This window comes from Kitasatospora sp. NPDC023176 (assembly GCF_055560495.1).
Window position 1 is genome coordinate 109,003 of record NZ_JBVHIP010000017.1, and the last position, 23,831, is coordinate 132,833.

Consider the following 23,831-nt stretch of genomic DNA (forward strand, 5'->3'; position numbering starts at 1 on the left):
CCGGCGACTGCCGCCATCCGTGGGCTCCTTGGTGATGTCCGGGCACGGTACCTGCACGGTGCTGAGGGTGAGTCAGGCCGGTTCGGGCTCCTTGATGGGACCCTGACAGCACCTCAGGTTACTTTGAGGTAATTTATCGGTGTCGTCCGGGTGAACGTCCCCGGCCCCGCATGAAGGACTCGTACGTGCTCTCTCACCAGTCCCGCCACTCCCGCCGTTCCGGCCGCCGTCTGGCCGGTTCCGCGCTGGCCCTCGCCGCCGCTGTCGGTGTGCTGCCCGTCGCCCCCGCGTTCGCGGAGGCGGTGCCCGCCGCGGTGCCCGTCGATGGCACTCCGCACCTGGACGCGGTGGAGCGGACGTTGCGTCAGGTGTCGCCCGGGCTGGAGGGCGTGGTGTGGCAGCGGACGGCGGGGAACCGGCTGGACGCTCCGGCGGGGGATCCGGGTGGGTGGCTGCTGCAGACGCCGGGGTGCTGGGGGGACGCCTCCTGCGGTGACCGGGCCGGGACCAAGCGGCTGCTGGACCGGATGCGGGAGAACATCTCGCGGGCCACGCGGACCGTCGACATATCAACTCTGGCCCCGTTCCCGGACGGTGCGTTCCAGGACGCCATCGTGGACGGCCTGAAGGCGTCGGTGGCCGCCGGGAACGCGCCGCACGTGCGGATCCTCGCCGGGGCGGCCCCGCTGCTCAACATCACCGCGCTGCCGTCCAGGTACCGTGACGAGCTGGTGGCCCGGCTCGGCGGGGCGGCCGGCCGGGTGACCGTCGAGGTGGCCTCGATGACCACCGCGAAGACCGCGTTCTCCTGGAACCACTCCAAGTTGCTGGTCGTCGACGGGCAGAGCGTCATCACCGGCGGGATCAACAACTGGAAGAGCGACTACCTGGACACCGCCCACCCGGTGACGGACGTCGACCTCGCGCTGAACGGTCCGGCCGCCGCCTCCGCCGGCGCCTACCTGGACACCCTGTGGGACTGGACCTGCCGCAACAGCGGTGTGCTCTCGGCCGCCTGGTTCGCCTCCTCCAACGGCGCCGGGTGCACCCCCGACCTGGAGAAGCGGCTCAACCCGGCGGCCGGGCAGGTGCCCGCCACCGGCACCCTGCCGGTGATCGCCGTCGGCGGCCTGGGCGTCGGGATCCGCGACACCGACCCGGCCTCCGGGTACCGCCCGGACCCGGCGGCCGGCGCCGAGGACGTCAAGTGCGGCCCGATCGGCCTGCGCGACCGCACCAACGACGACCGCGCCTACGAGACGGTCAACCCGGAGGAGAACGCGCTGCGCGCGCTGGTCGCGAGCGCCGGCAGCCGGATCGACATCTCCCAGCAGGACGTGACCGGCACCTGCCCGCCGATGCCCCGCTACGACGCACGGCTCTTCGACCTGCTCGCGGGCAAGCTCGCCGACGGGGTGAAGGTCCGCATCGTGGTCAGCGACCCCGGCAACCGGGGTGCGGTCGGCAGCGGCGGCTACTCGCAGATCAAGTCCCTGAACGAGATCAGCGACACCCTCGCGGCGCGCCTCACCGCCCGGCTCGGCGACCCGGCGCAGGTCCGGACGGCGATGTGCCGGAACCTCCAACTCGCCCCGTTCCGCGCCGCGTCCGCCCCGACCTGGGCCGACGGGCACCCGTACGCGCTGCACCACAAGCTGGTCTCGGTCGACGGCTCGGCGTTCTTCATCGGGTCGAAGAACCTCTACCCGGCCTGGCTGCAGGACTTCGGCTACGTCGTGGAGGACCGCGCCGCCGCCGCGCAGGTGGACGCGCAGCTGCTCGCCCCGCAGTGGCAGTACTCGCAGGCCGCCGCGACCTTCGACTACAGCCGGGGCCTCTGCCAGGGCTGAGCCCGTACCACCGCTGCGGGCCGCCGCGCCGAACCCGGCGACGGCGGCCCGCAGCGCGGGTGGTCAGAGCAGGGTGTAGACGTTGTCGCTGACCTGCTGGTGGCGGGGCGGGCGGGTGCCCTTGAACCAGGTGACCCAGGACTGCGGCAGGGCCGAACGGTCCAGCACGAAGTCGTCCAGCACCAGGCAGTCGATGTCCGAGCGCAGGAAGCAGAGCAGGGCGTCGACCGGGGTGTGCACGATCGGCTCGCCGCGCAGGTTGAACGAGGTGTTCAGCAGCAGCGGGCAGTCGGTCCGCTCGGCGAAGGCCTTGATCAGGCGGTAGAACCGGCCGTTCTGCTGCTCGGTGACGGTCTGCACCCGGGCCGAGTTGTCGACGTGGGTGATGGCCGGCAGGTGCAGAGGGGAGTCCACCTCACAGGTCTCCAGCATGAACGGCGACTCGTGGTCGAGCCTGAAGTGCTCCCGGGCGTGCTCGGCCAGCACGGCGGGGGCGAAGGGGCGGAAGGCCTCGCGCATCTTGACCGAGGCGTTGATCCGGTCCCGGGTGTCGTCGCCGCGCGGGTCGGCGAGGATGGAGCGCCCGCCGAGGGCGCGCGGACCGAACTCCTCCCGGCCGTAGTACCAGCCGATCACCTTGCCGTCGGCCAGCCGGGACGAGACCGCGTCCAGCAGGCCCGCCTCGTCGCCCCGGAAGTCCAGGAAGGAGTGGCCGGCGTAGGCGCCGAGCAGCCCGGCGATCTCGTCCGAGCCGGTGCCCGAGCCGAGCAGCGCCGAGCGCTGCCGCTCCCGCGCGGGGCGCTCGCCGGTCAGCCGCTGGTGGGCCACGGCCGCGCAGCCGAGGCTGCCGCCCGCGTCGCCCGAGGCGGGCTGGACGAAGACGTTCTCGAACGGGCCCTCCTCGACGATCCGGCGCACCGCGACGACATTGAGCGCGACCCCGCCCGCCATGCACAGGTTGCGGCTGCCGGACATCCGGTGCGCCTTGTCGGCCATCCGCAGCAGGGTCTCCTCGGTGACCAGCTGGATGGAGCGCGCCAGGTCGTAGTGGACGCCCTCGATCTCCGACTCCGGGACGCGGGGCGGCACTCCGAGCAGCTTCTCGAAGCGCTCGCCGAGCATGCCCTCCGGGTCGGCGAAGTCGAAGTACTCCAGGGCGAGTCGGAAGCCGCCCTCCTCGTCGAGGTGGATCAGCTGCTCGATCTGCTCCTTGAACCGCGGCTCGCCGTACGGGGCGAGGCCCATCACCTTGTACTCGCCCTCGTTGACCTCGAAGCCGAGGTAGCCGGTGACGGCGCTGTAGAGCAGGCCCAGCGAGTGCGGGAAGCCGACCTGCTCGCGCAACTCCAGCTCGGCGCCGCGGCCGACGCCCCAGGTGCTGGTGGCCCACTCGCCGACGGCGTCCACGGTCAGCACGGCGCTGTCCTCGAAGCCGGAGAAGTAGTAGGCGCTGGCCGCGTGCGAGAGGTGGTGGTCGACGATCTCGACCGGGCCGTCCCAGCCCAGCAGGTCGCGGATCTCCCGGCGGGGGCGGTCGGCGTCCAGCCGGTAGCGGGCCATCGGGCCGTTGTCCGGCAAGGCCGGCAGGCCGGCCCAGAGCTGGCGGTGCAGCTTCTTGACCGGGTCCTCGTAGTAGGCGACGCAGTCCACGTCGGTGATCTTCAGCCCGGCCTGGCGCAGGCAGTCCTGGACGGCGAGGCGGGGCAGCTCCGGGTCCTGCTTGCGGCGGGTGTAGCGCTCCTCGTGGGAGGCGGCCACCAGTCGGCCGCCGACCAGCAGGGCGGCGGCGGAGTCGTGGAAGTGCGCCGAGATGCCCAGGATCACCGGCCCGTCGGCGGTGGCGGTGTGGGTGGTCTGGCCGGTCATCGCTGGTCTCCTTGACCTCGGGAGGGGTTCGGCATGTCGTGGTGGGGCGTAGGGCCCGTCATCGGACGTCCAGGTACGGCGCGTCGGAGGGGAAGAGCGGTTTCAGGTCGCTGAGCCAGGTCGCCCGCGGGTCGTACTCGGCGAAGAACGGGCGCCCGACGATGCTCGGGTCGCGGGCCTGGAGGTAGCGCAGGGCGAGCGCCCGCCGCCCGGCGACCTCGGTGACGCCGTCGACCACGACCTTGCCGCGGGTCGCTGACATCGACGGCCCGCGGACCGTGCGGGCCAGCCCGGTGACGCCGGACACCGCGTCCCGGTAGATCTCCCAGGCCCGCACCAGCGGCACCTCGAAGTAGTTCCGCGGGCCGGTGTCGCGCTCCACGAACAGGTAGTACGGGACGGCGTCGAGCGCGAGCTGGCGCGTCCACATCTCCCGCCACAGGGCCGCGTCGTCGTTGATGGTGCGGATCAGCGGCGCCTGGGTGCGGACCACCGCGCCGGCGGCGCGGACCCGCCGGACCGCCTGGTGCACCGCCTCGGGGTACAGCTCCCGGGGGTGGGTGACGTGGGCCATCAGGGCCAGGTGCTTGCCGGCGGCGCGGATCTCCTCGAACAGCCGCATCAGGTCGTCGGCGTCCTGGTCGCTGGTGAAGCGGTACGGCCAGTAGGTGAGCGCCTTGGTGCCGATCCGGATGGTGGTGATGTGCGCCAACTCCGGGTCGAGGAAGGGCTCCAGGGCCCGGCGCAGCGGGCCGGTGCCCATGATCATCGGATCGCCGCCGGTGACCAGGATGTCGGAGATCTCGGTGTGCTCGCGCAGGTACCCGCGCAGCGCGGCCGTCTCGTCCGAGGCCGCCGCGATCTTCAGCTCCGGGTCCCCGACGAACTGGGCCCAGCGGAAGCAGTAGGTGCAGTAGGCGTGGCAGGTCTGGCCCTGGCGGGGGAAGTAGAGCAGCGTCTCGCGGTACTTGTGCTGCACGCCGGACAGCGGAGTGCCCTGCCAGCGGGCGACGTTGAGGTCCGTCTGCCCGGCCGGGTGGGCGTTCATGCCGGCCCGGATCTGCCGTGCGGCGCGGTGCAGGTCGGCCGGGCCGGCGCCGTGGCGCAGCAGGTCGGTGACGGTCTTGAGCTCGTCGGCGGCCAGCATGTCCGGCTGGGGGAAGACCAGTCGGAAGATCGGGTCGTCCTCGGCGGCGTCCCAGTCGATCAGCTCGTCGACCACGAACTGGTTGGTCTTGAACGGCAGGATCGCCGCCACCGCGCGGGTCTGCAGCCGGGTCTCGGCGTCGGCCCCGCAGCGGTCGAGCAGGGTGTCCAGGTCGCGTGCCGTGTAGGCGCGGAACCGCGGAGTGCTGGTTTCGGTCACGATCGCTCCTCGTCCGGGCGGGCGCTGCTCGCCGCGAGCACGCGGGCGATCCGCTCGGCGACGGTGCGGGCCGCCGGGCCGCGCAGCAGGGTGAAGTGGTCGACGTCCGGCACCGTGAGGGTGTCGACGTCGGTGCCGAGCGCCTCGGTCCAGCCGAGGGTCGGGGTGCTGCCGTCCGGGCGCTCCTGAGCGCCGGCCAGCAGCAGGGTGAGCCGGGTGTCGCGCAGCCGGGCGCGGCGCAGCTTGTACGCGACCAGGGCGGTGGCGTTGGCGTCGAACACCTGGAAGCGCCGTTGCAGCGAGCGGGTCTCCTCGTCCTCGGCCGGGGCGCCGCGCAGCAGCCCGGTGGCGGGCCGCTCGCCGGTCATCCGGTCGAGGTCGTGGGCGAAGGACTCCGCCCGGTCGGTGTCCGGGTCGGCGAAGCGGGCGAACGCCCCGGAGCCGGGCGCGTAGCTGTCCAGCAGGGTCACCGAGGCGGTCCGGACGCCCTCGAAGGAGAGCTGGCGGGCCATCTCGTAGGCGACCACGCCGCCCATCGACCAGGCCGCCAGGTGGTACGGGCCCTCCGGCTGCGCCTTGCGGACCTCGGGCAGGTAGGCGGCGGCCAGCTCCTGGACGGTGCGCAGCGGGGTGCCGGACTCCAGGCCGGGCGCGCGCACGCCGAGCACGGTGACCTCGGCCGGCAGGGCCGCGGCCAGCTCGCGGTAGCAGAGCACGTCGCCGCCGATGGGGTGCACCAGGAACAGCACCGGCCCGCCGGGGGTGCCCGGGCGCAGCGGCAGCAGCAGTTCGCTGCCCTGGTCGGCGCCGTCGCCGACCAGCTCGCGCACCGCTTCGGCGAGGTGCTCGATCCGCGGCCCCTCCAGCAGGCGGCGCAGCGAGAGCGCCACGCCGGTGCGCTTGCGCAGCCGGGTGAGCAGGATGGTGGCGAGCAGCGAGTGGCCGCCGACCGCGAAGAAGTCGTCGGTGACGCCGAAGTCCCGGTGTTCGAGCAGCTCGGACCAGAGCTGCCAGAGCGTCTGCTCGGTCTCGTCGCGCGGCTCGACCCGTTCGACGGTGCGCCGGGGCGCCGCGCCGTGCAGGGAGGAGCGGTCGAGCTTGCCGTTCGGCAGCAGGACGAAGCGGTCGACGAACAGGAAGAGTCCGGGCACCAGGGCCAGGGGCAGCCGCTCGCGGGCGTAGCCGCGCAGGGTCTCGGCGGTCAGCGTGGCGCCGGGCTCCTTGACCAGGTAGGCGACGAGGGTACCGGCGCCCTCCTTGTCGGCGTCCACGTGCACCTGGCGCACCTCGGGGTGGGTGGCCAGTTCGGCCGCCACCTCGCCCGGGTGGATCCGGATGCCGCGGACCTTGAGCAGGTCGTCGCGGCGGCCCTCGATGTGGATCTCGCCGTGGGCGCCGACCACGGCGAGGTCACCGGTGCGGTAGAGCAGGTCGTCCGGGTCGGTGCCGCGCGGGTTGGGGCGGAAAGCCGAGGCCGGGCCGGTGCCGCCCAGGTAGCCAAGGGTGCGGTAGGGCGTGCGCAGCACGATCTCGCCGCGCTCGCCGGGGCCGCACGGGCGGTCGGCGGTGCCGAGCACGACGGCCTGGCCGCCGGGCAGCGCCCGGCCGACCGGGACGGGACCGTGGTCCTGGTCGGCGGCCACCCGGTGGAAGGTCTTGATCATCGTGGTCTCGGTGGGACCGTAGAAGTTGACGATCTCGGCGTCCGGGCCGAGCAGCCGCTCGCGCAGCCGGGCGACCAGCCGGCCGCTCAGCGGCTCGCCGGACAGGCAGAGCAGCCGCAGGTGGGGCAGCCGGGCGGTGGCCGGGTCGGCCTCGCGCAGCCAGGCGGTGACCACGCTGGGCGTGGTGTGCACGACGGTGACCCGCTCGCGGGCCAGCCACTCCACGGTGCGCGCGGTGTCGTCCAGGTCGGCGGCGGAGGGCAGGCAGAGCGTGGCGCCGCGGGTGAGCGGGACGAAGACGTCGCGCAACATGGCGTCGAAGGACAGCGTGGTCAGCTGGGCCACCCGGTCGCCGGGGTGGATGCCGAACTCGGTGGTCTCCCAGTCGATGAAGTGGTCCAGGCCGCGGCGCCGGCCGAGCACGGCCTTGGCCTCGCCGGTGGTGCCGGAGGTGAAGAAGACGTACGCGGGGTCGTCCGGGCCGGCCGGGGTGGGTGCGGGAGCGCCGCCGGTGTCCGCGAGCAGGGCGTCGAAGGCCAGCCGGTGCACCTCGACTCCGGTCAGTGCGCCGGTGGCGGTGCTGGGCTCGGTGAGCAGGACGCGGCGGACCTCGGCCCGCGCGGCCATGGTCTCCAGCCGGGGGCCGGGCAGTCCTTCGTCCATCGGGACCGGGACGGCGCCCGCGTCGAGCGCGCCCACCAGGGCGGCGACCGTGGCGGGGGACTTCCCGCCGAGCAGGCCGACCCGCTCGCCGGGGGCCAGCTTGCGGGCCACCCCGCTTGCTGCATCCGTGAGGTGACGGTACGTTACCTCACCCTCGGCCCAGCGGACGGCGATCGCCTCCGGAGTGGCGGTGGCCTGCCGCCGGACCGCCTCGGCGACCGGGACGGGCTCCGCCGGGGGCAGCGCGGTGTCGAAGGGGTGGGCGTCGCCCTGGGCGAGGCTGAGCGGGCGGTCCGGCTGGGCGGCGGCGAAGGCCAGCAGCCGGGTGAGCCGGTCGGCCAGCGCGGCCACGTACTCGGGCTGGACGGTGTCGGCGTCGTACTCCAGGTCGAGGACCGTCCCGGTCGGTTCCGGGCGCACCACGACGGTGAGGTCGAACTTGGCGGTGGGCGCGGCGCCGGTGCCGTCCGCCGCCTCGGCCACCGCGTCCAGCGGACGCAACACGGCTGCCTCGCGCGGCAGTTCCTCGCGCGGCGGCATCCGCAGCAGCACCGAGAAGAGCGGGTCGCGGTCCCCGCCGCGGGCGGCGGTGACGGCGTCCACGACCTGGGCGTAGGAGACCTCGCGGTGCCCGGCGGCCTCGACCAGGGTGGCGCGCACCCGGCCCAGCGCCTCGGCGAAGCCCGGATCGCCGGACAGGTCGAAGGCGTAGGCATGGGTGCGCACGAAGAAGCCGACGACCTCGTCGAACTCCTCGCGGTCCCGGCCCGCGCTGTCGCTGCCGATGACCACCTGGTCCTGGGCCGCCGCGCGGGAGAGCGCGTAGGCCAGCACCGTCATCATCGCCATGTACTCGGTGGCGTCCGCCCGGGCGCACAACTCGCCCAGCGGGGCGGATACTTCGGGCGCCAGCGCGACGCGGACCACCCGGGCCTGGTGCGGCCGGCCAGCGGGGACGGGCCGGCCGAGCGGCAGCTCGGGGCGGCGGACGCCGGCCAGCAGGTCGCGCCAGTAGGCGAGGTCGGCCTCGGCGCGCTCACCGGTGATGCGGCCGGCCCGCCAGGCCGCCCAGTCGCCGAACTGCAGCCGGGGCCCGGCCGAATCCGGCCGGGAGTGGCGGTCGGCGCCGGCCAGCAGCGCGTCGACCTGCTCGCAGACGATCCGCCAGGACACCGCGTCGCAGCACAGGTGGTGGACGGTCAGGCCGACCAGCAGCTCCCGGCCGGCCACCCGTACCGTGCGCACCCGCACCGGGGGACCGGCGACCAGGTCGAACGGGACGGCGGCGGCGGCCGTCAGCGCGGCCAGGCCCGCCGCCCGGTCGGCGCCGTCCGGGAGCCGGGCGAAGTCCACCTCGGCCGGGCCAGCCAGCTGCACCGGGTGGTCGTCGACCTCGTGGAAGCGCAGCCGCAGCGCCTGGTGGCGGCGACAGACGGTGAGCACGGCCTCCCGCACCACCTCCTCGTCCAGCCCGGCGGGCAGGGTGAAGACGCCCGCCATGTTGTACGCGGAGCTGCTCGGGTCCAGCTGCTGGAGGTACCACAGGCCCTCCTGCTCGGGGGAGAGCGGCTGGGGGCCGTCGGTCGTGGCGGGAGCCGGAAGGGGCTCCTCGGCGACGGCGGCCCCGGTGCGCAGCGCCTCGTCGACGGCGGCCGCGAGGGCGGCGACGGTGGCGGCGCGGAACAGCGTGGTCAGGCTCAGCTCGACGGCGAAGGCGCGCCGGATCCGGGCCACCACCCGGGCCATCAGCAGCGAGTGGCCGCCGAGGTGGAAGAAGTTGGCGTGCCGGGCGGTGACCTGCCACCCCAGCACCTCGGACCAGATCGCGGCGACCCGCTGCTCGGTGCCGCTCCACTCGCCCTCGTCCGGCTCCGGCGCGCCGGCCTGCGCCGCCTCCTCGGGCGCGGGCAGCGCGGCCCGGTCCAGCTTGCCGTGGCCGGTCAGCGGCAGCCGCTCCAGCAGCACCACATGGGCGGGGACCATCGCGTTGGAGCCGTGCGCCGCCACGTGGGTGCGCACCAGCTCGGCGTCCGGGCGGGCGCCGGGCGCGGGCACCAGGTAGGCGGCCAGCGCGGGGCCGTCCGCGCCCGGGCGGACCACCACGGCGGCGTCCTTGACCTCGGGCAGCCGGCGGATCACCGCGGCGACCTCGGCGGGCTGGACCCGCACGCCCAGGATCTTCACCTGGTCGTCCGCCCGGCCCTGGATCTCGACGTCGCCCCGCGGGTTGATCCGGCCCAGGTCACCGGTGCGCTGCACCAGGTCGGTCGGGTCGGTGGGGTTGAGCGGGTTCACCTCGAACAGCGGCTCGGCGCCGGGTTCGGGCCGCCACAGGCCCCGGGTCAGGAAGCGGCTGCGGATCAGCACCTGACCGGGCTCGCCGACGCCGCAGCGGCGCCCGCGCCTGTTGACCACCAGCAGCTCGGCGCCGTCGGTGGCGGTGCCGACCGGCAGGATGCCGGCGGGCACCTCGCCCTGCGGCACCGGGTACCAGGCCTTGAGGATGGTCGCCTCGGTGGTGCCGTACAGGTTGACGAAGCGCAGCTCGGGGGCGTCGGTGGCGGCGCGCCAGCGGTTGACCAGGCTGCCCGGCAGCGGCTCGCCGGAGAGGCAGACCAGCCGCAGCGCCGGGAAGCCGTGGCCGGCGGGCAGTTCGGAGAGCAGCGCGCCGAGCACGCTCGGGACGGTCTGCAGGACGGTCACGGCGTCGGCGCGCAGCCAGTCGAGCACCCGCGTCACGTCGACGAACGGGCGGTCGGTGGGCGGCAGGCAGACGGTGGCGCCGCCGATCAGCGCCGGGAAGAGGTCCTTGAAGAGCGCGTCGAAGGTCAGCGCGGCCATCTGGGCGACCCGGTCGCCGTCGGTGATGGCGAGCGCCCGCTGCTCCCAGGCGCAGAACTGGGTGAGCGCGCCGTGCCAGCCGAGCACGCCCTTGGGGCGGCCGGTGGTGCCGGAGGTGAAGCACAGGTAGGCGGGGGCCTCGACGTCGTCCTCGGGCAGTTCGGCCTGCCGGTCCGTCAGCTCGTCGGGCCGCAGCACGCGGTGGTCGGCGAGTTCGGCGGGCAGGGCCGTACCGGTGGTGTCCAGGACCAGCCGGGGCTCGGCGGCCGCCAGGATGTCGCGGACCCGGCCGGCGGGCTGGGTGACGTCGACCATGGTGAGGATCGCGCCCGCCCGCAGGACGCCCAGCAGGGACACGACCGTCTCCACCGAGCGGCCGCCGCGCACCGCCACCACGTCGCCGGCGCCGACGCCGGCCGCGAGGAGGCCACGGGCGGTGGCGCGGTAGCGCTCGACCAGCTCCCGGTAGCTGCAGGTCCGGTCGCCGCGGACCAGAGCGATGGAGTCCGGGCAGCGCGAGGCGGTGGCCTCGATCAGTGCGGGGACGGTGTGTTCGGGCGATGGCCGCGCGGCGGTGGGGGTGGGGCCGCGGTGATCGCTGACGTGCGTCATCTCAGTGTCAGTCCAATCTTCCGGTCGGGGACGACCTGGGCCGGTCAGAGCGGGATCTCGTCGATGTACGCGTCCGGCTTGTCGACCGCGGCCTCGATGCAGGCGGCGAGTTGACGGGCCATCACGGCGGCGCGTTCGGCGGAGATCCGCCCCCGGGCGTGGACCAGGCGTGCCTCGTACCCGGTGGTGAACGGGAAGACCTCGAACTTGAGGTCGTAGTGCGTGTGGCGCGGGGGGAACTGGTGGACCCGTACGGCGCGGCCGTCGGCCTCGCGCCGCCAGGCGGGCATGTTCTGGAAGACGAAGAGGTTCTGGAAGACCGGCAGCCGGTCGGCGCCGCGGGCGCCGCCGAGTTCGGCGACGATCCGTTCCATCGGCACCACCGAGTGCCGGGCGCCGTCCACCACCGAGGTGCGGGCGCGGTCGAGGAGGTCGAGGAAGGTGGTGTCCTCGTCGACGTCCAGGCGCTGCGGGACGGTGGTGATGAAGTTGCCGGCCATCCGGTCGGTCCACTCGGGGGTCCGGTTGGCCATCGGGGTGCCGACGACCACCGTCTCCTGGCCGCTGATCCGGGCCAGCCAGGCGGTGTACCCGGCGAGCAGGGCCATGAACTCGGTGACCTTGCGCTCCCGGCACAGGGCGCGCAGCCGGTCGTCGAAGCCGGGCGACCAGGCGAGGTCGACGCTGTCGGCCGGGACGCTGAGCGCGGCCGGGCGGGGGGCGTCGGTGGGCAGGTCCAGGCCGTCCGGTGCGCCGGCCAGCGTTGTGCGCCAGTGCCGCAGGGACTCCTCGACGGCGGCGAGGTGTGCGGGGCCGGCCTCGTGGCGGCGCTGCCAGGCCGCGTGGTCGGCGATCTGCAGGCGCTCGGGGCCGGTGGGCGGTTCGCCGCCGGTCAGCAGGGCGAGCAGGTCCTCGGTGAGCAGCGACCAGGTCCAGCCGTCGCTGATGATCTGGTGGGTGGCGACCACCAGCAGCTGGTCGTGGTCGCCGAGGCTGGTGCCGCGCACGCGCAGCGGGGCTCCGGCGCCCAGGTCGAAGGGCTGATCGGCGAGTTCGGTGGCCTGGGCGCGGATCAGGTCGGCGGGGTCGGCGCCGGCCGGGGCCGGCGACCAGGCGATCCGGGGGCCGGTGGGGTCGATGACGGCGAGCGGTTCGCCGTCCACGGCGGTGTACCGGGTGCGCAGCACCTCGTGCCGCTCCAGCAGCCGGGCGAAGGCCTCGTCGACCTGCGCCGTGGTCGCGCCGGTGATCCGGAACGCGGTGGGGGCGCTCATCGCGGTGCTGCCGGGCTCCAACTCCTGGAGGAACCACAGGCGTTCCTGGGCGTGGTTGGGCCGCAGCGGGCCGCTCCGAGGGGTGGCCTCCGGCAGCTCCGCCGGGTGCCGGCCGGCGCCGGCGACCAGGGCGCGCAGCCCGTCCAGGGTGGGCCGGGCGAGGAACTCGGCGACCGGCACCCGTACGCCCAGCTGTTCGGCGAGGTCGCCGAGCAGCCGCACGGCGTGCAGCGAGGTGCCGCCGGCCTCGAAGAAGTGCGGCAGCCGGCTGCCGAGCACGGTGGCCCAGGCGCGCTCCACCGGCTCCAGCTCCTCGGCGGCCGGGGCGGCGGCGTCGGGCGCGGTGGCGTCGGGTGCCGGCTCCACCAGCAGGCGCAGCGCCGCCGTGTCGGCCTTGCCGTGGGCGGTCTTCGGGATGGCGGCGACGGTGGTCAGGGTGGCCGGGATCGAGGCGGCGGGCAGCACCCGGGCCAGGTCGGCGCGCCAGGCCTCATGGGCGGTGGCGGTGGCGGTGGCGGTGGCGGTGCCGATGTCGGGGTGGGTGGCGGCGGCCGGGACGGCGACGGCGGCGAGCCGGGTGGTGCCGGCCGGGTCGGTGAGCGTCAGCACGACGCACTCGTCCAGGTAGGGCAGGGCCAGCAGGGCCGCCTCCACCTCGCCGAGTTCGATCCGGACGCCGCCGATCTTCACCTGGCGGTCGTTGCGGCCGTGGTAGAGGTAGGCGCCGTCCGGGCGGCGGGAGGCCAAGTCGCCGGTGCGGTAAATCCGTTGCCGAGCGTCGGCCGGGTGCGGGACGAAGCGTTCGGCGGTGAGCTCGGGCCGGTTGAGGTAGCCACGGGCGACCCCGACGCCGGCGATGCAGAGCTCGCCGGTCGCGCCGGCGGGAAGTTCGGCGCCGTGCTCGTCCACGACCAGCAGCTCGATGCCGGTGATCGGACGGCCGATCGGCACCGGCTCGTCGAGCGGGCGGCCGGGCTCGCACTGCCAGTGGGTGACGTCCACGGCGGCCTCGGTGGGGCCGTAGAGGTTGTGCAGTTCGACGTGCGGGAGCCGCTCGAAGAAGCGCTGGGCGAGGTCCTGGCCGAGGGCCTCGCCGCTGACCGTCACGACGCGCAGTTCGGGGCAGGCGCCGACGGGCAGCCGGCGGAGGAACTCGCGGAGCATGCTGGGGACGAAGTGGGTGACGGTGACCCGGCGTTCGGCCAGGAAGTCGGCCAGGTAGTCGGGGTCGCGGTGGCCGTCCGGTTCGGCGAAGGTGAGGTGGGCCCCGGTCAGCAGCGGCCAGAGGAACTCCCACACCGAGACGTCGAAGGTGTACGGGGTCTTCTGGGCGACGACGTCGGCGGGGCCGAGGCCGAAGCGGTCCTGCATCCAGCGGAGCCGGTTGACGATCGCGGCGTGCTCGGTCAGCACGCCCTTGGGGCGGCCGGTGGAGCCGGAGGTGTAGATGACGTACGCGAGGTCGGTCGGTGCGGCGGCGTCGATCAGGACCGGGTCGGCGGGCCCGTCCGCGGTGCCGTCCGGTTCGCCGTCCCAGCGGGCGTCCCCGACGTCCCTCGTGGTCAGACAGGGTGTGCCGGAGGCGAGTCGGCGGATCCGGTCAGGGTCGCCGGTGAGGATGGCGGCGGGATCGGCGTCCCGCAGCAGGTCCTGGAGGCGGCCGTCCGGGTCGGTGGTGGCGAGCGGCAGCCAGGCGGCGCCGGCTCGCAGGACGGCGACGATGGCGACGGCGAGGTCCACCGAGCGCTCCAGGTGGAGCGCGACGATGCGGCCCGCGGCGGCCCCGGAGCGGGCCAGCCGGTGCGCCAACTCGCCTGATCGGCGGTCGAGTTCGCGGTAGTCGAGCACCTCGCGGCGGTCCGACACCGCGGGGCGGTCGGGTGTCCGCCGGAACTGCTCGACCAGCAGGGTCACCAGGGTGGTGGTGGATGGGCGTGGGTGCTGAATCGGCCCCGACCGGGAACCAGGCACGGTGAATCCTTCTTCCCCGTTGATTGATTGTGCATCAGCTCATCGAGCGGTTCGGACAGCTGTCGCGGAATCGGCTCGGAACGCTTCCAATGCTCCCCGAACAATCGCACGCCGAAAGGAAGTTCGGTAGATCGGCCAGGATGTGAGCTGGGTCACAGTGGGATGTCATGACCGCTGCTAGGCTCCCCGGTCGCAGCCGATAGGATTGGCTCCATCCAAACGCCACTGAATAGGGGGAGTTGGCGTGTGTGGACTCGCGGGCTTTGTAGGCTTGCGGCACGATCCGCGATGGGCGCGAGAGCGACTCGAGGCGATGACCGCGACAATCGGACACCGGGGCCCGGACTCACGGGGCTTCCACGTCGACGAGACCGTCGCCTTCGGATTCAGCCGCCTCGCCATCAGGGACTTGGCCTCCGGCAATCAGCCGATGTACAACGAGACTCGTGAGATCGTCGCCATGACGACGGGCGAGATATACAACTACCCGCAGTTGCGTGAACTTCTTGTGGCGCGTGGCCACACTTTGCACACGCGTTGCGATACCGAAGTCATTCCGCACCTTTACGAGGAGTTTGGCCGGGATTTTCTCGGCAAGCTCGACGGGCAATTCGCGATTGTGCTGTTCGACTATCGCGAGAAGATCTTCTTGGCTGCTCGTGACCATTTCGGTGTGACTCCGCTCTTCTATGCGCACCAGGCCGGCGGGCTCGTTTTCGGGTCCGAAATCAAGGCCATGCTGGAACACCCGGCCGTCGAACGCCGGGTCGACCTGATCGGACTCGACCAGGTCCTCACCCTGCCGGGACTGGTCAGCCCGCGGACCATGTTCGAGGGCGTCCACAGCGTTCCGCCGGGCACCGCCGTGGAGTTCCGCCCGGGCGAGCAGCCCAAGACCTGGACGTACTGGGACCTCGTCTACCCGCGCGCCGGCGCCGAGCTGGAGCGCCACGACGAGTCCTACTACGTCGACCGGGTCGAGGAGTTGCTGATCCGCTCGGTCGAGAAGCGGCTGCAGTCCGACGTCGAGGTGGGCTTCTACCTCAGCGGCGGCCTGGACTCCTCGCTGATCGGCGGCATCATGCGGCATCTGCTGCCGGACGCCGAACTCCGTTCGTTCGCCGCCGCGTTCCCGGAGCGCGAGCTCTCCGAGAGCGACTACCAGCGGCTGATGAGCGATGTGCTCGACACCACGCACCGCGAACGCTTCGTCCACGACGAGGAGATCGGCGCGCGGCTGCGCGACGTGGTCTGGCACGCCGAGTGCCCGCTCAAGGAGTCCTACGACTCCGCCGCGCACGCCCTCTCCGAGGCCGTCCACGAGTCCGGCGTCAAGGTGATCCTCACCGGCCAGGGCGCCGACGAGTTCTTCGGCGGCTACATCGGCTACCGCTTCGACCACCTCCGCCGGGCCCAGCCGGGTGCGGTGGTCTCCACCGACCTCGCCGAGGCCAGGCTGCGGGCCCGGCTGTGGGGCGACGAGAGCTTCTTCTACGAGCGCAACGACGTCGCGTTCCGGTCCGTCAAATCGGGCCTGTACTCGGCCGCGGTGCGCGAACGCGGGCTGGCGATCGACTGCCTGGAACACCCGCTGGTCGACCCGGAACGCCTGGCCGGCCTGGACGACCTGCACCGCCGCTCCTACCTGGACCTCAAGCTCCGGCTCGGCGACCACCTGCTCGCCGACCACGGCGACCGGATGACCTTCGCCCACTCGGTGGAGGGCCGCCACCCGTTCCTGGACCGCGAGTTGGTCGAGTTCCTGGCCACCGTGCCGCCCGAGCTCAAGCTGAAGGGCCTGGAGGAGAAGTACCTGCTCAAGCAGGTCGCCCGGAACTGGATCCCGAGCCGGATCGTCGACCGCGAGAAGTTCGGCTTCACCGCCCCGGGCAGCCCGCACCTGCTCCGCCAGGACGACCCCGCCATCGAGGCGCTGCTCTCCCGCGAGCGGATCGAGGCCGACGGCTACTTCGACCCGGACCGGGTCGAGCAGCTCGTCCGGCAGTACTCGACCCCGGGCTTCCGGATCAACGTCCCGTTCGAGACGGACCTGCTGATGACGGTCATCACCTTCAACATGCTCGTCGACCTGTACGACCTTCCGGCGCACACCGCCTGACGACCGCGCCCACCCGGCGCCGACCAGCACCCCCACCCGGACCACAACGCCGAGGGAACCCGATGCAGCACAGCGACCCGACCCAGAGCCTCACCGAAGGCCTCAGCGACTTCCTGTCCGGACCGGACGGCACGCTCGCCCTCGCCCGGATCCAGACCCTGGGCCAACCCACCACCCGCTCCACCGAGTTGACCGTCCCCGTGCCCACCGGCGACACCGTCGGCATCTGGCGCCGCGAGGACGGGCGGCTCCGGCGCGACACCGGGCGCCGCGAGGAGTGGCGCTACTGGGCCGACCTGCCCGAGCTGCCCCTGCGCGCCGGAACCCGCCGGGTGGCCGTCCTCGGCGAGTCCGCCACCCGCGGCTACTTCTTCGACCCGGTGTACTCGCTGGCCGGCCTGATCGACTCCCGGCTCACCGCCGGCCAGGCCGACGTCCTCGACCTGGCCCGCACCAACTGCTCGCTCCCCGAACTGCTGCGCACCGCCGCCGAGGCCTGCGCGCTCGGCGTGGACGCGCTGGTGGTGCACGCCGGGAACAACTGGAACAACGTCGACCCGACGCCCACCGAGCGCCACCAGCTGGCGGGCCTGATCGCCGAGGGCGGCTTCCCGGCCGCCACCGCGGCCTTCCGCACCCTGGTCGCCGACGTCGCCGCGAGCGCGCTGGACCTGCTGCGGGAACTCGCCGGACCGACCCCCGTCGTCCTGGTCGTCCCCGAGTTCAACCTCGCCGACTGGGTGGACGAGCCGATGCTCGACTGCCCGGCGCTCCCCGAAGGCCGGCTGCCGCGCTGGCTGGAACTCCGCCGCGCGGCCGAACAGGCCGTCGAAAGTGGAGAGTTGACGCAGGCCCGGACACTGGTCGCTGAGCTGCTGCGGCTGGACGGCGGCAGCTCGCCGGTCACCCACCGGCTGGCCGCCCGCTGCGCCGAGACCCCCGACGCCGTGCGCGCGGCCCTCGGCGCGGCCCGGGACTCGGTGGTCAGCCCCTTCGCGGTGCACTCCCCGCGCACCCTGACCGCCGTCCAGGACCTGCTGCGCGAGCGCGGCGAGAAGTTCGGCTTCCGGGTGGTCGACCAGCGGACGCTCTTCCAGGACGGCCGGGCAGGAGCGCAGGGCCAGGCGGGACAGCTGGGCCAGGACGGCCTGCCCGGGCGGCAGTTCTTCCTCGACTACTGCCACCTGAGCTTCGACGGCCTGCGGCGCACCGCCGACGCCGTCGCGGACACCCTCGCCGAGGTTCTCAGCCTGACCGTCGAGGCCGCCGCCCCGGTCGAACCCGCCGCCGACCGGCTCGCCCTGGCGCACTTCCTCGCCGCCGTGCACAACGCCCACTACGGGCAGGGCGAGGAGATCCTGCGCCACCACGTGGCCCGGGCGCTGGACACCGACGCCGCCGTCGCCGAGCGGATCGAGGACTACCTCGACTACCAGACCCGGCGCGCCCCCAACTGGATGTGCTCCTCCTACGAGCGCTCCGCCCAGGACCCGTCGGTGGCCCGCTACCTGGTGGTCGGCGACGGCCGGCTGAACGGCAAGCTCGCCGACCACGCGCTGCGCGAGGTCATGCTGGACGAGCTGGAGCGGCACGGCCGCCCGGTGCGCGAGCGCCACCAGGAGCTGCTGGTCGCCGAACACGCTGCCGAGCACACCGCCGAACACGTCGCCGGTGCCGACCTGTTGGCCGACCCCGCGCTGGCCGCCACCTTCAACGAGCGGCGCGGCACCGCCTTCGCCCGGCGGGTCGCCTACCTGCGCGCCCACGCCCCGCTGACGCGCTCCACCCTCGTCCTGGCCGAGCCGGCCGGGCTGACCGTCGAGGTCACCTGGCGGCTGCCCGGCGGGACCGTACCGGCCGGCGTCCGCCTCGCCGTCAACGGCCAGGACGTCGGCGCGGCCGAACTCGGCACCGACTGGCGCTCGGACGCCTTCACCGTCCGGCCGGAGCTGCTGCGGCGCGGCGGCAACACCGTCGAGATCCACTGGCCGCTCACCGGCGACGGCCTCGACGGCGTGCTGCGCGACGCCGGGCCCCGGCTGGAGTGCGCGGAGACCGTCCCGTGCCACCCGGTGCACGGCCACGTCCACGACTGGTCGGTCCGTCCGGTCGGGTCTGTCGGCGCCCGATGAGCGCCCGACCGGGCCCGTGGGCACGGCTGAGCACCACGCTGATGCTGGAGCGGCGGGAGACCAGGCTGCTGCTGGCCAGCGCCACCGCCGACTCCTTCGGCACCGGCATCTTCACGGCCACTTCGGTGCTGTTCTTCACCCAGGTGCGCGGCTTCGACGTCACCTCGGTCGGCCTCGCCATCTCGCTCGGCAGCCTGTGCGCCTTCGTGCTCAGCCCCCGGATCGGCAAGCTGGCGGACCGGGTCGGGGTCAAGAAGAGCCTCATCACGCTCTTCCTGATCCGGGCCTTCGGCTACGCGCTGTACCTGGCGGCCGACCGGTACTGGCTGTTCGCGGTGCTCGCCTGCCTGGTCACCACCGCCGACCGGTCCAGCCCGGCGATCAACATGACCGTGATGGGACGGCTGTTCGAGGCCAAGGAGCGGGCGACCATCCTGGGCACGATGTACACCGCGCGCAACGGCGCGATCGTGCTCGGCTCGCTGGCCGCCACCCTCCCGGTCGTCACCGGCTCCACCGCGCTCTACATGGTGGGCGTCGCCGTCAACGCGGGCTCGTTCATCGCCGCGGCGGTGCTGATGTCCCGGCTCCAGGTGCCGGAGCCCGCCACCACGACCGGCGGCGAGGGCGGGAAGCGGGCCCGGGGCAAGGGCGCGTCCCCGCTGCGCGACCGGCGGTACCTGGCGATCACCGTGGTCAACGGCGTCGCCATGACGCACAACACGATCCTGGCGCTGGTGCTGCCGCTGTGGGTCACCCAGGCGACCGACGCGCCCAGTTGGGGCCTGACCACACTGCTCGCGTTGAACGGCGCGCTGGCGATGGCCGCCCAGGTGCCGGTGAACCGCCGCTTCGCCGACTTCGCGGCCGCGCTGCGCGCCCCGGTGTTCGGCGGGGTGGCCGTGTTCCTGGCCTGCGCCGCCTACGCCGCCTCCGGGACGGTCTCCCAGGGCTGGGCGGCGCTGGCGATCCTGGTGGTCGCGATGGTCGCGCACACGGCGGGGGAGTGCCTCTTCACCGCCAGTACGCCGCTGTCCTACGAGTTGGCGCCGAAGGAGTCACTGGCGCAGTACCTGTCCTTCTACAACCTGGGGCGGGTCGGCCAGGACCTGGTGGGGCCGGTGCTGATCGTGGCACCGCTGGTCAAGCACGGCACCCCGCTCTGGCTGCTGATCGGCGTGCTGGTGATGGCGGCGGGTCTGGTGCCGCGGGCGGTGCTGGGGCGGCACCACCTCGCCACGGGCGCGGCGCCGGCCGTGGCCGAGGAGGCCGCGGGATGAGCGCGGTGAGCGCGGTCGCCCCGGGGGAGCCGGAGACGTGCGAGCAGCCGGGCGCCGTCCGCGCCCGGCGCTCCGCGGGGGCTGCGGGGTCAACGGCGGCCGAGGGGGCCGAGAGGGCCGAGGGGGCTTCCGGAGCCTCCGGGTCCTCCGGGTCCGACATCGTCGGCGTGCTCGGCGGCATGGGGCCGGCCGCCACCGCGGACTTCTTCGCCAAGCTGGTGCAGGAGACGCCCGCGGCCAAGGACCAGGAGCACCTGCGCACCCTGGTGTGGTCCGACTCCACCGTCCCCGACCGCACCGCGGCGATCCTCTCCGACGGCCCCAGCCCACTGCCCCACCTGCGCGAGGGGGTGCGGCTGCTGGAGTCCGCCGGGGCCACCCTGATCGCCATGCCCTGCAACACCGCCCACGCCTTCCTGCCGGAGCTGCGGCGCGAGGCCGGGGTGCCCGTGCTCAGCATGATCGACGCCACCGTGCGGCGGCTGCACCGGGCGGACCCGGCCGTCACCAGTGTCGGACTGCTGGCCACCACCGGGACCCTCGTCGCCGGGCTCTACCAGGAGGCCCTGCGCGAGTACGGCATCGCGGCGGTGGTGCCGGCGCCACTGCTCCAGCAGCGGTGCGTCATGCGGGCCGTCCGGCTGGTCAAGGCGGGCCGGCTGGAGGCCGCCGGGGAGAGCCTCGAACCGGCCGTGCGCAACGTGGCCGAGGCCGGTGCCCAGATCATCGTCGCGGCGTGCACCGAACTGCCCCTGGTCCTCGGTCACCGGGCCGGTGACCTCCCGGTGTTCGACCCCACCACGGCGTTGGCCCAGGACGTCGTCGCCCTCGTACGGCGCCGTCCGCAGAACGATCACACGAAGGAAGCACTATGACGAAGCGTGTCTGCCTGGTCTCTCCCAAGCCGCCGATCATCCAGCGGGCCAGGCAGCTGGAACTCGACGTGGTCTGCGTCTACACCCCGGAGGAGTTCCACACCGTGTCGCCGAGCGCCATCGAGGGCGAGACCTGCCTGGTGCTGCGGCACCGGGAGGACCCGCGGGCGATGGTGGCGGCGGTCCGGGCCCTGCACGCGCAGGCCCCGTTCAGCGCCGTGTTCACCGTCCAGGAGGAGGCCGTCATCCCGGCCGCGCTGCTCAACGAGGCGCTCGGGCTGGACGGCACCCACCCGGACACGGTGGCGCTGCTGACCGACAAGTGGCGGATGCGGCAGCACACCGCCGAACGGGGCGTCAGCGCGGTGCGGGCCGCCGTCGGCACCACCCTCGCCGACATCACCGGGTTCGGCGCCACCGTCGGCTACCCGCTGATCGCCAAGCCGGTGGGCGGCTCGGCGAGCCTGGGCATCCACCGGATCGACGGCCCGGAGGAGGCCGGGCGGGTGCACGCCGCGCTCGTCGAACTCGGCCTGGACCGCTTCCTGCTGGAGGAGTACCTGGAGGGCCCGGAGATCAGCGTCGACATGATCTCCGCCGGCGGGCGGCACGTGCTGATCGCCATCGCGGACAAGGTCACCGGCGCCGGGTTCATGGAGTACGGCCACTCCATCCCGGCCGCGCTGGACGCCGGGCTGGAGGACGAGATCGCCCGCACCGCCGGCGAGTTCCTGGACTCGGTCGGCCTGCGGGACGGTCTCTCGCACACCGAGATGAAGCTCACGCCGAACGGGCCGAAGGTGGTCGAGGGCCACAACCGACGCGGCGGCGACCGGATCAACACCATGGCCGAGCTGGTCTACGGCATCGACCTGGAGGGCACCGGCCTGGCCGTCGCGGTCGGCGAGCGCGAGCCGGTCACCGAGCGGCCCGCCGCGAAGTGCGGGGCCGCGGTCGCCTTCTTCGAGGCCGAGCCGGGCCGGCTGCTGGCGATCGAGGGCGCCGAGGAGGTCCGCAACCACCCCGCCGTCGTCGAGTTCCACCTGCAGTTCGAGGTCGGCAAGGTGCTCCCGCCGGTGCGCTGGTCGCCGGACCGGGCCGGCTTCCTGACGGTCACCGCCGAGACGGGCGAGGCGGCGGGCGCGCTCGCCCGCTCGCTGGCCGCCCGGGTGCGGTTCGTCACCGAGCCGGTCGCGGACGAGGGCGAGGACCTCAACCGCCACCGTGACCTGATGACCGAACTCGACCAGGCCGGGTACGTCGACGCGTTGAACGCCGAGCGCTGAACGGCGAGCGTTGAACGCCCAGCGGTGAACAGCGAGCGTTGAACGGCGACGCGTTGACCGCCGAGCGTTGATACCGCCGCTGACCCGCCGTCCGGAGCCTTGCGCCCTGGACGGCGGGTCGGCCGCCGGGCCAGCATGGGGGCATGCCCGAGACGCCGAAGACCGCCCGTAGGATCGCCGATCACCACGTCGCCCAGGTCGCGGCCCTCGACCCGGCGACCGCGGCCAGACTCGGGCTGCACCCCCAGGACGACCGGCAGCCGGACCTGTCGCCGGAGGGCTACGAGGCGCTCGCCGAACTGGCCCGGCGGACGCTGGCCGAGCTGGACCGGGCACTGCCCGTCGACGGTCGCGAGGGCGACGGCCCCGTGGGCGATCCCGCCGACCGGGACTGCGCCCGGCTGCTGCGGGAACGGCTCACCGCTGAACTCGCCGTCCACGAGGCCGGGGACCACTTCCGCCAGCTGCGCAACGTCAACTCCCCGCTGCACAAGGTGCGCGGCGTCTTCACCATGATGCCCACCGACACCGACGAGCAGTGGGCGGCCGTCGCCGGGCGGCTGCGCAACGTGCCCGGCGCACTCGACGGCTACCGGGCCACCCTGGCCGAGGGCATCGGCCGCGGACTGCTGAGCGCACCCCGGCAGGCCCGCGTGGCCATCGCCCAACTCGACGCCTGGACCGGCCGGTCGGACGGCGGCGCCGGCTGGTTCGGCGGCTTCGTGGCGGCCGGCCCCGCCGCGCTGCGCCCCGAACTGGACGCCGCCGCCGAACGCGCGACCGTTGCCGCGGCGGCCTTCCGCGACTGGCTGCACGACACCTACCTGCCCGCCGCAGACGGCACCCCGGACGCCGTCGGCCGCGAACGCTACCTGCGCTCCGCCCGGTGGGCCAACGGCGCCGACATCGACCCGGCCGAGGCGTACGCCTGGGCCTGGGAGGAGTTCCACCGCACGGTCGCCGAGATGCGGGCCGTCGCGGAGCGGATCCTCCCCGGCGCCGGCATCCGGGCCACGATGGACCACCTCAACCGGCACGGCCACGCCGTCGAGGGCGAGGAGAACGTCCGCGCCTGGCTCCAGCAGGTCATGGACGAGGCGATCGACGCCCTCGACGGCACCCACTTCGACATCGCCGGCCCGCTGCGCCGGGTCGAGACCAGGATCGCGCCGCCCGGCAGCTCCGGCGCGCCCTACTACAACGGCCCCAGCCTCGACTTCAGCCGGCCCGGCCGCGCCTACCTGCCCACCCTCGGCCGGCGGTCCTTCCCCACCTGGCAGCTCGTCAGCACCTGGTACCACGAGGGCGTCCCCGGCCATCACCTGCAGACCGCCCGCTGGACCGCCTGCGCCGACCGCCTCAGCACCTACCAGATCACCCTCGGCGCGGTCAGCGCCGACAAGGAGGGCTGGGCGCTGTACGCGGAGCGCCTGATGGACGAACTCGGCTTCCTGACCGACCCCGCCCGGCGCCTCGGCTACCTCGACAAGCAGATGCTGCGGATCATCCGGGTGATCGTCGACCTCGGCATGCACCTGGAACTCGCCGTCCCCGCCGACGCGGCCACCAGCGAATGGAGCGGCCACCCCGGCGAACGCTGGACCCCGGCCCTCGCCGACGAGTTCATGGCCGCCCACCACGGCAGCCAACTCCCGCGCCGCAGCAGCGAGATCGACCGCTACCTCGGCTGGCCCGGCCAGGCCATCGGCTACAAGCTGGGCGAACGCGTCTGGCTGGACGGCCGGGAGGCCGCCCGCCGCCGTCAGGGCGCCGCCTTCGACCTCCGGGCCTGGCACACCCGCGTCCTCGCCCACGGCTCGCTCGGCCTGGACGCCCTGGCCGCCCGCCTCGCCGAGGCGTAGCGGCGGCCGGGCCCCGCCGGGCGGCCCGGCGGCCGTCCGTCGACACCCCGCTGGGCTGCCACGATCGTGAAAACAGCGGCCAAGGAAGCAAGGACGCGCACCTCGGGACGGAACGGACCGATCCGCACCAGGGCGATCGGCGGCGAGGACACCGCGGACCGGGCCGTCCC

The 23,831-nt window shown here is 73.8% G+C and carries 11 protein-coding genes; 7 read left to right on the forward strand and 4 right to left on the reverse strand.

Annotated features, from left to right (window positions below; all coding sequences use genetic code 11):
* The first annotated feature begins 185 nt into the window (after positions 1–185).
* The gene (locus ACZ3YL_RS23255; RefSeq protein WP_465659521.1) at positions 186–1,850 is read left to right on the forward strand and encodes a phospholipase D-like domain-containing protein; all 1,665 of its coding nucleotides are present in this window, start codon (positions 186–188) and stop codon (positions 1,848–1,850) included.
* A 63-nt stretch (positions 1,851–1,913) separates the two neighbouring features.
* On the opposite strand, the gene ACZ3YL_RS23260 is transcribed toward ACZ3YL_RS23255, so the two are convergent.
* From ACZ3YL_RS23260 to ACZ3YL_RS23275, 4 genes are read right to left on the reverse strand one after another with little or no spacing between them, the layout of a single operon-like run.
* On the reverse strand, positions 1,914–3,716 hold the full coding sequence (locus tag ACZ3YL_RS23260) for a carbamoyltransferase family protein (RefSeq protein WP_465659523.1): 1,803 nt from the start codon (positions 3,714–3,716) through the stop codon (positions 1,914–1,916).
* 58 nt (positions 3,717–3,774) lie between these two features.
* Entirely contained in the window at positions 3,775–5,082 is a 1,308-nt protein-coding gene (locus tag ACZ3YL_RS23265; protein ID WP_317621412.1) for a KamA family radical SAM protein, read from the reverse strand.
* The gene (locus ACZ3YL_RS23270; RefSeq protein ID WP_465659526.1) at positions 5,079–10,862 is read right to left on the reverse strand and encodes an AMP-binding protein; all 5,784 of its coding nucleotides are present in this window, start codon (positions 10,860–10,862) and stop codon (positions 5,079–5,081) included. Before ACZ3YL_RS23270 ends, ACZ3YL_RS23265 begins: the two co-directional genes overlap by 4 nt.
* A gap of 44 nt (positions 10,863–10,906) precedes the next feature.
* Positions 10,907–14,050: an amino acid adenylation domain-containing protein gene (locus ACZ3YL_RS23275; protein WP_465659528.1), complete on the reverse strand. Its 3,144-nt coding sequence runs from the start codon at positions 14,048–14,050 to the stop codon at positions 10,907–10,909.
* Positions 14,051–14,351: 301 nt separating this feature from the next.
* Between ACZ3YL_RS23275 and asnB the strand changes: the two genes are divergently transcribed.
* The 6 genes from asnB (at position 14,352) to ACZ3YL_RS23305 (ending at position 23,661) form a co-directional block, all read left to right on the forward strand.
* The gene (asnB, locus tag ACZ3YL_RS23280) at positions 14,352–16,226 is read left to right on the forward strand and encodes an asparagine synthase (glutamine-hydrolyzing) (protein ID WP_188308864.1); all 1,875 of its coding nucleotides are present in this window, start codon (positions 14,352–14,354) and stop codon (positions 16,224–16,226) included.
* A gap of 62 nt (positions 16,227–16,288) precedes the next feature.
* A complete protein-coding gene (locus ACZ3YL_RS23285) occupies positions 16,289–18,358 on the forward strand; it encodes a hypothetical protein (RefSeq protein WP_465659530.1) in 2,070 nt (689 codons plus the stop codon).
* On the forward strand, positions 18,355–19,638 hold the full coding sequence (locus tag ACZ3YL_RS23290) for an MFS transporter (protein ID WP_188308862.1): 1,284 nt from the start codon (positions 18,355–18,357) through the stop codon (positions 19,636–19,638). The genes ACZ3YL_RS23285 and ACZ3YL_RS23290 overlap by 4 nt, the downstream gene beginning before the upstream one ends.
* Positions 19,635–20,513 carry a cysteate racemase gene (gene cuyB / locus ACZ3YL_RS23295; RefSeq protein WP_188308861.1) on the forward strand — a complete coding sequence of 293 codons (879 nt, stop codon included), beginning with the start codon at positions 19,635–19,637 and terminating at the stop codon, positions 20,511–20,513. Before ACZ3YL_RS23290 ends, cuyB begins: the two co-directional genes overlap by 4 nt.
* Positions 20,510–21,799 carry an ATP-grasp domain-containing protein gene (locus ACZ3YL_RS23300; RefSeq protein ID WP_188308860.1) on the forward strand — a complete coding sequence of 430 codons (1,290 nt, stop codon included), beginning with the start codon at positions 20,510–20,512 and terminating at the stop codon, positions 21,797–21,799. Before cuyB ends, ACZ3YL_RS23300 begins: the two co-directional genes overlap by 4 nt.
* A 143-nt stretch (positions 21,800–21,942) precedes the next feature.
* Positions 21,943–23,661, forward strand: coding sequence for a DUF885 domain-containing protein (locus ACZ3YL_RS23305; protein ID WP_465659531.1), 1,719 nt, complete (start codon positions 21,943–21,945; stop codon positions 23,659–23,661).
* Positions 23,662–23,831 lie beyond the last annotated feature (170 nt).